Genomic DNA, 12,542 nt, shown 5'->3' on the forward strand with positions numbered 1-12,542 from the left:
CAGTGACGGGAAGAGTCTGACAGCAGGCAGCGCTTCCGACAAGAGCCCGGTCGCGCGGCGAAAATCCCCCGCGATTCGGCGCGAGGCGCGACTCGGGGTTAACATGCGGAATGGTGCCCGTGCGACCCGAACGCGCGTGACACCGAATGTCGCGGTGTCCGGCACCGCGGATCCCCCACCCCGTCCGGAAAGCTCTTTCAATGACGAAGCCCCAGCCCTCGCCGTACGCCGTCGACGACACCGTGCATCGCCGGTCCGCGGGGAGGACGATCGGCATCATCCTGTTCAGCATCCTCGCGGCCGTCGTGGTGCTCGTCCTCATCGCGGTGGGCTTCGTCACGTACACGGCGCAGCGCTCGTTCCCGCAGCTGAGCGGCGAAGTGACGGCGCCCGGCCTCGAGGCCGAGGTGACGGTGCAGCGCGACGTGCTCGGCATCCCGACGATCACCGCGGACTCGTCGCACGATCTGTTCTTCGCGCAGGGCTATGTGCACGCGCAGGACCGCTTCTGGGAGATGGACTTCCGCCGGCATGTCACGAGCGGACGCCTCTCCGAGATGTTCGGCGCATCGCAGCTCGGCACCGACAAGTTCCTGCGCACCCTCGGCTGGCACGACATCGCCGAGCAGGAGGTCGACGCCCTCGATGCCACCGAGCGCGCGTACTACGACGCCTACGCCGACGGCGTGAACGCGTACCTCGCCGATCACCAGGGCGCCGACGCGTCGTTCGAGTACGCCGTTCTCGGCCTGCAGAACTCCGAGTATGAGATCGAGCCGTGGACGCCGGCCGACTCGGTCGCCTGGCTCAAGGCGATGGCCTGGGACCTGCGCAGCAACATCGAGAGCGAGACCGAGCGCGCGGTGATGGCGCCGGACTTCACCGAGGCCGAGATCGACCAGCTCTACCCGGCGTACCCGTTCGATCGGCACCCGGTGATCGTTCCCGAGATCTCCACGGTGCCGGCGGTCGGCACGGCTCCCGACCTCCCCGAGACGGACGCGTCCACCTCGTCGATCGAGTGGACCGAGGTCGGCAGCGTGATCGAAGCCGTCGGCGAGCTCGTCGGCGACGCCGGTGAGGGCATCGGCTCGAACTCGTGGGTGGTGTCGGGCAGCGTCACCGACACCGGCATGCCGCTGCTCGCCAACGACCCGCACCTCGGCGCGTCGCTGCCGAGCGTGTGGCACCAGATCCAGCTGAAGTGCTCCACAGTGAGCGAGGAGTGCCCCTTCGACGTCGCCGGGTTCGGCTTCTCGGGGCTTCCCGGCGTCGTGATCGGCCACAACCAGCGCATCGCGTGGGGCCTCACCAACCTGACAACGGACGTCACCGACCTGTACCTCGAGAAGGTCGAGGGCGACTCGTACTGGTACGACGGCGCCCTCGTGCCGCTCCAGACGCGCACCGAGACGTTCAAGGTCGCGGGCTCCGAGGATGTGGAGCTCGAGGTGCGCTCCACGGCGAACGGGCCGATCGTCTCGGGGCTCACCGACGACTTCACCTCCATCGCGCAAGCGCCGTACACCGGGACGGGCGGTACCGTCACCGAGGCGCCCGCCGACGCACCCGGGGGCGACGATGCCGTGAGCCTGCGCTGGACCGCGCTGCAGCCGGGGACCACGGCATCCGCCATCTTCGCCCTCAACACCGCCAAGGACTTCGACGACTTCCGCGGCGCTGCGGCCCTGTTCGACGTGCCGGCGCAGAACCTCATCTACGCCGACGTCGACGGCAACATCGGCTACCAGACGCCGGGCAAGCTCCCGATCCGCGGCGCGGGCGACGGCTCGATGCCGCAGCCCGGGTGGGACTCGGCGTACGCGTGGCAGGGATATATTCCGTTCGAGGAACTTCCGGTCTCGTACAACCCGACTGAGGGCTACATCGTCACCGCGAACAACGCGATCGTCTCGCAGGACTACAGGTACCCGCTCACGCGGGACTGGGACTACGGCTGGCGCGCCGCCCGCATCACCGAGCTGATCGAGCGGGCGATCGCCCAGGGCCCGGTGACGGCGGACGACCTCAACGCGATCCAGGCCGACAACTATTCCTTCATCGGCATGCGCCTCACCGCCGCCTACGCCGGCATCACCACGGGCGATGATGAGACGGATGCGGCGCTCGCCCTGCTGCAGGAATGGGACGCGCAGAGCAGCGCCGACTCGGCAGCCGCCGCCTACGCGAACGTGCTGTGGGACACGCTCGCCGGCAACGTGTTCGTCGACGGGCGCGAGAACGCGGCACCGATGACCGGACAGGGCCGTCAGTTCCTCGTGATGGACGCCCTGCTCGACGACGAGACGTCGCCGTGGTGGGTGAATGACGAGCTGGGCGTGGACGGCATGACCGACATGCTCAAGCGCTCGGCGATCGACGCGTACGAGCGGCTCGTCGACGCCCAGGGCGACAGTCCCGCGCGGTGGAACTGGGGCGGCCTGCACGCCCTTCCGCTCGAGAACGGCAGCTTCGGCAGGTCGGGCATCGCCGCGATCGAGTGGCTCTTCAACCGCGGGCCGTTCCCGGTCGGCGGGGGCTCATCGGTCGTGAATGCGACCGGCTGGGATCTGACCCAGAGCTTCTCGACCGTCACCGTGCCGTCCATGCGCATGATCGTCGACCTGTCGGACTTCGACGCCTCACGCTGGAACCAGCTCACCGGCGAGAGCGGCCACGCCTTCCACACGAACTACATCGACCAGGTGGAGTCATGGCAGAAGGCGGAGCTGACGCCCTGGGCGTTCACGCCCGAGGCCGTCGAGGCGGCCACGACCGACACCCTCGTGCTGACGCCCTGACGCGTCAGCCGCCCGACGCGGGCGGGGTGCGCTTGGATTCGGCGAGCTCGTCGATGTACAGGCCCGTCTCGTCGATGGTGCCGTTGCGGTAGGCCTGGCGTCCCACCATGTGCGCCGAGAGCGGGGCGGTCGCCAGCTGAATGAGCACGACCGGCACCAGGAAGGCGACGACCGGCCACGACCGCAGCGACAGTGCGATCGCGAGGCAGATCAGGATGAGCCCGAGCACCTGCGGCTTGGTCGCGGCATGCAGGCGCGTCGGCACGTCCCGGAACCGCAGCAGGCCGATCGCGGCGGTCAGGCACAGCAGCGCGCCGATGAGGATCAGGATCACGGCGGCGAGGTCGAGCATGGCGTCCATCAGCGGTCCTGGTCCCTTCTCGCGACGAACCGGGCGATCGAGATCGATCCGAACACGCCGACGGCGGCGATGATGAGCAGCACCGGGAGCGTGCGCGTGTGGTGGTTGATCGCCATCTCGGCACCGAGCACGCACATCACGAGGGTGAGGAGCACATCGGATGCCACGGCCCGGTCGAGGATCGACGGTCCGATGACGATGCGCCACAGCGTGAGCAGCGCCGCGACCGCGAAGATCACGTAGATCGCGAGCAGCAGGATGTTCATCGGGCACCTCCTCGATCCACCGTGCCGTGCGGGGCGGCGTTGCGCATCGCCTGCAGCTGCGCGTGCGAGCCCACGGCGCGCACGATGCGCTCCTCCCAGTGGTGCACGCTCGCGCGCTGCTTCTCGACGTCGGCGTCGTCACGCACGCCGATGACGTGCAGGTACAGGATGCGGCGGTCGCGATCGGTGTCGACGATGAGGGATCCCGGAATGAGGGATGCCGTGACCGCCGTGTGCGTCATGATCAGGTCGTCGTCGGTGACCAGCTGCGCGGCGATGATCGCCGCCCCGGGCCGCCGGCGGAAGTCGAGCACCTGCCATGCCACTGTGAGGGAGCCCTGCACCACCGCGAGGAGGAACTCGACGACGAAGACGAGGCCCCACCACAGGTTCACGCGACCCGACAGCTCCACCGGCGGCAGGCGGAAGACGCGGGTCACGACGAGCGCCGCTGCGAGTCCGGTGAGGAACGCGAGCCACGTGAACTGGCCCCACAGCAGCATCCACAGCGCGATGAGCCACACAAAGAAGGGCAGCTGCCGCCACGCGGTCGCGAAGCCGCGACGAAGCCGGCTCTGGGGCAGGTCGGGGCTCACGGCGCCTTCTCCGTTCCCGCGGCGTCGTCTTCGAGCTGCGTGAGGGAGACCGGCTGCAGGAGGGCCTCGCCGATGCGGGTGCAGACGTCGTAGAGCGGTCCGGCGAAGATGGTGAGCGCGACAGTGATGGCCACCATGCCGGTGGTCGCCGCGGTCATGATCTTCGGGATGACGCGACGCTCGGTCTCGACGCCGGCCGCGGGGGCCGAGCCCAGGTACGAGATGCGCGCCTCGGTCTCGGCCGAGTCCTCGTCCTCACGCCAGAACGAGAGGTTCCACGCGCGCATGAGCGCGTAGAGCGTGAGGAGGCTGGTGAGGATGCCGCCCACCATCAGCACCATCATGATCGGCGTGCCGACCTGCGCGGCGGCGTCGAACAGGGCGAACTTGCCGATGAAGCCCGAGAACGGCGGCAGCCCGCCCAGGTTGATCGCGGGGATGAAGTACAGCACCGCGATCACGGGGGCCGCCTTCATGAGGCCCTTGACCCGGAGGATCGAGGTCGAGCCCGCGCGGCGCTCGACGAGGCCGACGGCGAGGAACAGGGTCGTCTGCACCACGATGTGGTGGACCATGTAGTAGATCGTCGCGCCGATCGCGGCGGGCGTCGCGATCGCGAGCCCGAAGATCATGTAGCCGATGTGGCTCACGAGCGTGAACGACAGGATTCGCTTCAGCTCGGCCTGCGCGACGGCGCCGAGCACACCGACGATCATGGTGGCCAGCGCCACCCACATCAGCAGCTGGTTCACGTCGTTGTCGAGGAACAGCTCGGTCTCGGTGCGGATGATCGCGTAGACGCCGACCTTGGTCAAAAGGCCCGCGAACACCGCAGTGACCGGAGCGGGCGCGGTCGGGTACGAGTCGGGCAGCCAGAACGAGAGCGGGAAGACGGCCGCCTTGATGCTGAACGCCAGCAGCAGCATGAGGTGGAGGATCAGCTGCGTCTCCTGCGGCAGCTCACCCATGCGCTCGGAGATCTGCACCATGTTCACGGTGCCCAGGGCACCGTAGATCATGGCGATCGCCGCGAGGAAGAGGATCGACGAGACCAGCGACACGACGATGTAGACGACGCCGGTGCGGATGCGCGACTCGGTCGAGCCGAGCGTGATGAGCACGTACGAGGCGACCAGCAGGATCTCGAATCCGACGTAGAGGTTGAAGAGGTCGCCGGCGATGAACGCGTTGAAGATGCCCGCACCGAGGATCAGGTACGACGGGTGGAAGATCGAGACCGGCGTGTCGTCGTCGCCGTCGGCGGCTCCCTGACCGACCGAGAACAGGAGGACCGCGAGCAGCACGATGCTCGACACCACCACGAGGAGGGCCGCGAGCCGGTCGACGTAGAGCACGATGCCGAACGGGATCGGCCAGCCGCCGACCGACACGGCGATCGGCTGGTCGCCGGTGTCGACGACGTACAGCAGGATCGCCGCGATGACGGTGACGGCGCTCAGCGTGACGACCGATACGACGACCTGGGTCTTGCGGTGCCGGCCGGCGATGAGCGCGATGGCGGCGCCGAGCAGGGGCAGCGTGACGAGCAGCGGGACGAGGGCGGGCGCGATCTGGGTCATGCGTCGTCACCCCGATCCCGCGGATCCGGGGAGGGACGGTCCACCGGGGCGTCATCGCGGAGGCCCGCGAAGTCTCGCGCGCCGAGGATCGTGATCGGCGCGGTGTCGGTCCCGACGAAGTCGGTGGTCGCGTCGTCGTCCGCGTCCTCGATCTCGGTCTCCTCGTCCATCGTCTCCTCGGCCTCGGCGGCGCGCTCGCGCACCTCGAGGTCGGCCTCGTCGTCCGCCACGGTGTCGGCCTGGCCGAGCTGCCACGACCGGTAGATCAGGGCGAGGAGGAACGCGGAGACGGCGAAGGTGATGACGATGGCGGTGAGCGTGAGGGCCTGCGGGAGCGGGTCGGACATGTCGTCGACGGAGGCCGAGCCGAAGAACGGCGCGACCCCCGGGCGGCCCATCACGATGAGCAGCAGGAGGTTCGTCGCGTTGCCGAGCAGCAGGAACCCGATGAGCACGCGCGTGAGACTGCGCTCGAGCATGGCGTACACGCCGCATGCGAAGAGCACGGCCATCACGACGATGAGGACGAGGGAGACGTTCACGGCACCGTCACCCCCTGCTGCTCGCGCGCTTCCTGCGCCTGGCGGTCGACCTCCGCGCCGAGGCTGCGCAGCACGTCGAGCACGAGCCCGATGACCACGAGGTAGACGCCGATGTCGAACAGTGTCGAGGTGACGAACTCCACGTGGCCGAGCATCGGCACGTCCCACTCCCAGAAGTAGCTCGTGAGCGGCTGGTCTCCGAAGAACACGGGCACGATCGCACAGGCGACGGCGATGGTCATGCCCGTGCCCAGCAGGCGTCCGGCGTCGGTCGGGGCGGCGGCGCCGAGCTCGTAGCGGCCGCCCGCGATGTAGCGCATGACCAGCGCCATGCCCGCGACGAGGCCGCCGGCGAACCCGCCGCCGGGCAGGTTGTGACCCGCGAAGAGCAGATACAGCGACACGATGATGATCGTGTGGAAGAGGATCCGCACGATCACCTCCAGCATGATCGAGCGGTTCTCGGGCCGTACCCGCTGGCCGCCGACGAGCCACGCCATGCGACCGCTGCCACGCTCGTCGCCGCGCTGGCGCAGTCCGTCGGAAGTCTCGACGAGGGGCCGACGAGCACGCGTGGCTCCGGTGGGCAGCGACGAGATCGCGCGCGACAGCGTGTCGGCGCGGTGGGTGACGAAGACGAGGGATGCCACACCCGTCGCCGCGAGGATCAGCACCGACAGCTCGCCCATGGTGTCCCAGCCGCGCAGGTCGACGAGGGCGACGTTCACCACGTTCTTGCCGTGCCCCAGCTCATAGGCGAGGTCGGGGAAGGCGTCCGAGATCGGCTTCTCGACGCGGGCGCTGGTGGCCACGATCGCGACGAACGCCATCGTGATGCCGACCGCCGCGCCCAGCACCGCGCGCGCGACCGGCCACACCGAGGCATTGTGCTCGCCCAGCCGCGACGGGATCCGGCGCAGCACGAGTGCGAACGCGACGAGCGTCACCGTCTCGACGAGGATCTGGGTGAGCGCGAGGTCGGGCGCGCCGCTCGTCGCGAACAGCAGCACCATGCCGAGGCCGGTCACCGACACCAGCACGACTCCCGTGTACCGCTTGCGTGCACGGATCGCGATGAGCCCGGCCGCGATCATGATGGGCGCGACGAGCAGCTGCGTGGGCGTCTGGTACGCGTCGAGCTTCGCCTGCCAGTCGTCGCTCGCGAGCAGCGCGGTCGCCTCGGCCGCGACGAACACCACGAAGATCGTTCCGACGTAGACCGGAAGCGAACCGCGCTGCGTGAGGCTCGTCGTGACCACCGACAGGCGCGCGATGACGCGCAGCGCGCCGTTGTAGACCTCGGCCGCGGTGAACGGCAGCAGGCGCTTGGCGGGACGCCACCCCCTCGTCAGCCAGAACACGAGCACGCCGATCGCGATCGTCGCGAGCGAGATCCACAGCGCCGGCTCGAGGCCGTGCCAGAGGGCGAGATGCGCGGGGTGCGCGGGCGCCGGCACGCCGGGCGTCGAGACCGGCGCCTGATCGGCGTACGGCGCGAACGCCTTGTCGATCCACGGCGCGGCGACCCCGGCGATGACGGTGAGTCCCGAGAGCACGATCGGCGACACGAGGAATCCGATCGGCGGGTCCGGCCATTCCGTGTCGGGCATGCGGTCGCCGTTCGCCGCACGCTTCGTCGAGAACGCGCCCCAGAGGAAGCGGATGCCGTATCCCGCGGTCAGCACGGAGCCGAGAGAGATGCCGGCCAGCGCCACGATCCCCCACACCGCGCCGCCGAGCGCTTCGTGCAGGAGCGCCGCGAGGGCGCCCTCCTTGGCCACGAAGCCGATGGTGGGGATGATCCCGATCATCGACGCGACGGCGATGATCGAGAACGTCGCCATGACCGGCGCCTGGCGGCCGACGCCCGAGAGCTCCGTCAGGTCGCGGGTGGACAGCTGGCGGTCGATGACGCCCACGACGAGGAACAGCGCCGACTTGAAGAGGGCGTGACTCAGGAGCAGCGCGAGGCCTGCCAGCGCAGCATCCCTCGTCCCGTAGCCGAGCACGACGGTCAGAAGGCCGAGCTGGCTCACGGTGCCGAAGGCGAGCACGCGCTTGAGGTCGGTCTCGCGCAGCGCCTGGAAACCGCCGAGCAGCATCGTGAAGACGCCCAGCGAGATGACGATCGGCCGCCACGGCGGGGCGATCGCGAAGACGGGCGCGAGACGGGCGATGAGGTAGATGCCCGCCTTCACCATGGCCGCCGCGTGCAGGTAGGCGCTCACCGGGGTCGGCGCGGCCATGGCGCCGGGGAGCCAGAAGTGGAAGGGGAAGATCGCCGACTTGCTGAGCGCGCCGACGAGGATCATCACGAGCGCGGCGTCGACGATCGGGCCCGTGGGGGCCTCGGCCAGGATGGTCGAGATGCTCGACGTCCCGGCATCGACGACGAGCAGCACGACGCCGATGAGCATGACGAGTCCGCCGAGCGTCGTCACGAGAAGCGCCTGGAGCGCGGCTCGGCGGCTCGCCGCGCGCTTGTTGTAGTACCCGATGAGCAGGTACGACAGGACGCTGGTGACTTCCCAGAACATCACGAGGACGACGAGGTCGTCCGTGAGGACGAGCCCGTACATCGCCCCCGCGAACGCGAGCAGAACCGCCGCGAACTGCCCGAGGTTCTCCCTCTTGCCGCGGAAATACCAGCGGCAGTAGATCATCACGAGCGCGCCGACGCCGGTGACGACCAACGTCATGAGCCACGACAGCGTGTCCATCCGCATCGAGAGGTCGATCCCGAGCGGAGGGATCCAGGCGTATGTCTCGAACGGAATGTCACCCGCGAGAACCTGCGGGGTGAGCACGGCCGCGGAGACGAAACCCGCGATGGGGAGGATCGCCGCGATGTAGAACGCGCGGGCGCCGATACGCGCCACGAGCCACGGCAGCAGGATCGGGACGACCGCGAACGCACCGAGAACGAGGAGCATTCGGGCCTCCTCGGGGTCGTCGGCAGGCGCAGGTCAGAGGAGCACGGCGCAAAGCCCAGGCGATCGGGGTGTCAGGAACCATCCTAACGGGCGTGTCGCACCCGATCGCCCGGGCGGCATACATCGCGCCGTCGTTCGAGCGGGTCTCAGGCGAGCGCGGGGCCCGTGGTGTTGCCCTCACGGAAGGTGCAGGTGAACCGGATCGACGCCGCGGGAGTGCCCTCCAGCATCGCGGCGACGGCAGCGCCTGCGGCACGGCCCTTGTCGGTGGCGGGCTGTACGAGGGTGGTCAGCTCGTACGGAGCGAGGCCGTCGACAACGATGCCGTCGAAGCCCGTGACGCTCACGTCCTCCGGCACGCGCAGACCGGCCTCCTCCGCTGCGCGGATCACTCCGGCGGCGAGCAGGTCGCTCTGCGCGATGACGGCGGTCGGCCGCCGATCGGAGTCGGCGAAGATCTCGCGGCCGGCGGCGAACCCCTCGTCGATGAAGCTGCCCGCGGCGGCGTAGGCGGTGGCGTCGGGGAACACGTCGAGGGCGCCGGCGAGCCGCTCGCGGGTGACGTCCACGGTCACCGCGGTGTCGTCGTGCAGCCAGCCCCGCTGCCAGTCCGCGCGAGCCGGCAGCGTGACGATCGCGACCTCGCGGTGCCCGAGCGCGCGCAGGTGGCTCGCGGCCTGGCGCTGGGCCTCGCGATTGTCGAGGCCGATGCGCGGCACGTCGTCGCCGGCATCCCCCTCGATGACGACGACCGGGATGCCGCGCGCCTTGACGGTCTCGAGCGATTCGCGCAGCAGGCCGCTGCAGCCGATGAGCACGGCGGCGTCGAGCGGGGCGGTGGTGAGCGAGGGGCCGCTCCCGGTGGGCTCGTGGTCGCGCAGGAGCAGCAGGCCCGCGCCGAGCGGCGTGACCGCGTCGGCGAGGCCGTCCATCATGAGCGTCTTGACGGGGTCGAGGAACGCGGTGCCCAGGTGCTCCTCGAACACCACGCCGACGATCCCCGAGCGGCCGCGGCGCAGCGAGGCGGCGCGGGGATCGGGGCCGGTGTAGCCGAGGGCTGCCGCCGCGTCGAGCACGCGGCGGCGGGTCGCCTCCGATACGGGCGTCTTGCCGCTGAACACCACGGAGGCGGTCGACGGCGAGACGCCTGCCTCGCGGGCGACGTCCGAGATCGTGGCGCGGCGGATGCCGGTGTCCTGACGGCTCATGCTGTGACGATCGTAGCCGTTCGCCGATATGTGATGTCGAATCGATTCGGACAGGTCCTGTTCAGCGTCGGTCGAATCGATTCGGTAGCATGTCCGGATGGATACCGCGCTCACCCGTCGACAGCTGGTCCCCTGGCGCACCGCGATCTTCACGATCTTCCTCATCATGGGAATCGGCTTCGCGTCGTGGGCGGCGCGTCTGCCGGCCGTGAAGAGCGACCTCGGCATCAACGACCTCCAGGTGGGCGTGCTGCTGTTCGTCTCGGGCGCCGCGTCGATCGTGGGTCTGTCGCTCGCCAACGTCATCGTCGCGCGCTGGGGCGCCCGGCGCGGGATGTTCGCGACGATCATCACCTTCGCGCTCGGCGTCGTGGTGGCGGGCGTCGGCGTCGAGTTCGCGGAGTCCTACCTCGTGACCGCCGTCGGACTCGGGCTGATGGGCCTCGGGATGAGTGCCACCGACGTCATGATGAACGTCGAGGCCGCCGCGGTGGAGCAGTCGTTCGAGCGCACGCTCATGCCGCTGTTCCACGCCTTCTTCAGCCTCGGCACCGTCGCCGGCGCCGGTCTCGGCGTGGTGATGGCGGCTGCGGGCATCGGCGTGGGGTGGCATCTGGGCGCCGCCGGACTGCTCGTCGCCGCGGCGGGGCTGCTGTCGCTGCGTGCCGTCCCCGTGCGCGAGAGCATGCACGACGATCCCTCGACGACCGCCACCCGCCGCGAGCGCTTCACCGAGGTGCTGGCAGTCTGGCGCGACCCGCGCACCTACGCGATCGGCGCCATCATGCTCGGCATGGCGTTCGCCGAGGGCAGCGCCAACGACTGGCTCACGATCGCCATGGTCGACGGCCACGACCAGACCGAGGCGGTCGGCGCGATCGCGCTGACGGTGTTCTCGGTCGCGATGACGACGTTCCGCATCCTCGGCGGCCCGCTCGTGGACCGGATCGGCCGCGTGTGGTCGCTGCGCATCCTGTCGATCGCGGCGGGCGTGGGCCTCATCATGTTCATCCTCGCGCCGAACCTGCCGATCGCGTTCATCGGCATCGCGCTGTGGGGCGCGGGCGCATCGCTGGGCTTCCCTCTCGGCATGTCCGCGGCGGCCGACGACCCGAAGAAGGCCGCGGCGTCCGTCTCGGCCGCTGCGACCATCGGATACCTGGCGTTCCTGTGCGGCCCGCCGATCCTCGGCTGGATCAGCCACGAGATCGGCATCCTGCCGACCCTGTGGATCATCGTCGCCCTCATCGCGATGTCGGGGCTCGCCTCCGGCGCCGCGAAGCCGATCGCCGGCTCGAAGGTCGGCGCGGGTCACGCGCACCACTGAGACGGCGCCGACCTCGGCGGCCGGGCCGGATCAGATCAGAGCCGGTCGGCCACGATGGCCGCGACGGTGAGCCACGCGTCGCGGGTCTCGGGCGACAGCGCGTCGAAGTCGATCGGGCCGCCGTCGACGAGCGACGGATCGAACGGAGCGTTCACGACCGCCGACGTCACCTGCTCGAAGTGCTGCGACAGGCGTGACTCGAGCTTGCGGTCCGGGCGGGAGGACGGGGCCGTGAGAACGGTCACCGCCTCGTCGATCTTCCTGCCGAAGCCCTTCTCCCGCAGGCCGTCCAGCAGCCACGCGGCGCTGGCCGCGGTGTCTTCGCGCACCGTCGACACGATCACGAGCTGGTCCGCGGCGGCGACGGCCGCGACCCAGTTCGAGGCACGCATGTTGTTGCCGGTGTCGACGATCATCAGGCGGTAGTACCGGCGCAGCAGGGCGTGGAGCCGGTCGAACGCCGCCGCGTCGATCGTCGAGGAGGCCGCGGCATCCTCGTCCGAGGCGAGCACGTCGAAGCGGGCGTCGACCTGCGTGCGGACGTAGTGGTCGAGCGCCGCGAGGCTGGACCCGCGAAAGTTCGAGGCCTCGTCGAGGTCCTCGAGAAGGTCGACGGCGGTGCGGTGGTGGGGCGCGTGCTGCGCGCGCCAGCCGAGCGTGCCGCGGGTCTCGTTGTTGTCCCATGCGAGGGTCGCGCCGCCGCGCAGCGTGCCGAAGGTCGCCGCCAGCAGCAGAGTGCTCGTCGTCTTGTGCGCCCCGCCCTTGGGGTTGAGCACGACGATCGTACGGGGGGCGTCGAGTCGCCGCTGCACGCGCCTCTCGCGGTCGAGGCGCGAACGCTCGACACGGCCCGGCGCCGGCGAGATCAGGCCGCCGGTCGCGCGCCGCACGGCGCCCTGCCAGCCTGTCGTCGCCCGGGGGCGGCCAC

At 69.9% G+C, this 12,542-nt stretch carries 10 protein-coding genes; 2 read left to right on the top strand and 8 right to left on the bottom strand.

Annotated features, from left to right (window positions below; translation table 11 throughout):
- Nucleotides 1–200: 200 nt before the first annotated feature.
- A complete protein-coding gene (locus tag AC3A46_RS14370) occupies nucleotides 201–2,801 on the top strand; it encodes a penicillin acylase family protein (RefSeq protein WP_487665801.1) in 2,601 nt (866 codons plus the stop codon).
- A gap of 4 nt (nucleotides 2,802–2,805) precedes the next feature.
- Here the strand turns inward: AC3A46_RS14370 and mnhG are convergent, their stop codons facing one another.
- The 7 genes from mnhG to AC3A46_RS14405 all read right to left on the bottom strand — a co-directional run bounded on the left by mnhG (nucleotide 2,806) and on the right by AC3A46_RS14405 (nucleotide 10,287).
- Entirely contained in the window at nucleotides 2,806–3,162 is a 357-nt protein-coding gene (mnhG, locus tag AC3A46_RS14375; protein ID WP_487665802.1) for a monovalent cation/H(+) antiporter subunit G, read from the bottom strand.
- On the bottom strand, nucleotides 3,162–3,428 hold the full coding sequence (locus AC3A46_RS14380) for an MrpF/PhaF family protein (protein WP_311293483.1): 267 nt from the start codon (nucleotides 3,426–3,428) through the stop codon (nucleotides 3,162–3,164). Before AC3A46_RS14380 ends, mnhG begins: the two co-directional genes overlap by 1 nt.
- Nucleotides 3,425–4,024 (bottom strand): Na+/H+ antiporter subunit E, encoded by a 600-nt coding sequence (locus AC3A46_RS14385; RefSeq protein ID WP_487665803.1) that lies wholly within the window; start codon nucleotides 4,022–4,024, stop codon nucleotides 3,425–3,427. Before AC3A46_RS14385 ends, AC3A46_RS14380 begins: the two co-directional genes overlap by 4 nt.
- On the bottom strand, nucleotides 4,021–5,604 hold the full coding sequence (locus tag AC3A46_RS14390) for a Na+/H+ antiporter subunit D (protein WP_487665804.1): 1,584 nt from the start codon (nucleotides 5,602–5,604) through the stop codon (nucleotides 4,021–4,023). The genes AC3A46_RS14385 and AC3A46_RS14390 overlap by 4 nt, the downstream gene beginning before the upstream one ends.
- Nucleotides 5,601–6,146 (bottom strand): Na(+)/H(+) antiporter subunit C, encoded by a 546-nt coding sequence (locus AC3A46_RS14395; protein ID WP_487665805.1) that lies wholly within the window; start codon nucleotides 6,144–6,146, stop codon nucleotides 5,601–5,603. Before AC3A46_RS14395 ends, AC3A46_RS14390 begins: the two co-directional genes overlap by 4 nt.
- Nucleotides 6,143–9,079 (bottom strand): Na+/H+ antiporter subunit A, encoded by a 2,937-nt coding sequence (locus tag AC3A46_RS14400; protein WP_487665806.1) that lies wholly within the window; start codon nucleotides 9,077–9,079, stop codon nucleotides 6,143–6,145. Before AC3A46_RS14400 ends, AC3A46_RS14395 begins: the two co-directional genes overlap by 4 nt.
- A gap of 146 nt (nucleotides 9,080–9,225) precedes the next feature.
- Nucleotides 9,226–10,287, bottom strand: coding sequence for a LacI family DNA-binding transcriptional regulator (locus AC3A46_RS14405; RefSeq protein ID WP_487665807.1), 1,062 nt, complete (start codon nucleotides 10,285–10,287; stop codon nucleotides 9,226–9,228).
- Nucleotides 10,288–10,384: 97 nt separating this feature from the next.
- Between AC3A46_RS14405 and AC3A46_RS14410 the strand changes: the two genes are divergently transcribed.
- Complete coding sequence (locus tag AC3A46_RS14410; protein ID WP_487665808.1) at nucleotides 10,385–11,614, top strand: MFS transporter; 1,230 nt, start codon at nucleotides 10,385–10,387, stop codon at nucleotides 11,612–11,614.
- Nucleotides 11,615–11,649: 35 nt separating this feature from the next.
- Here the strand turns inward: AC3A46_RS14410 and AC3A46_RS14415 are convergent.
- Nucleotides 11,650–12,542: MinD/ParA family ATP-binding protein (locus tag AC3A46_RS14415; protein ID WP_487665809.1), on the bottom strand; the 893-nt coding region annotated here is incomplete at its 5' end.

This window comes from Microbacterium sp. Soil_C_42, assembly GCF_057656735.1.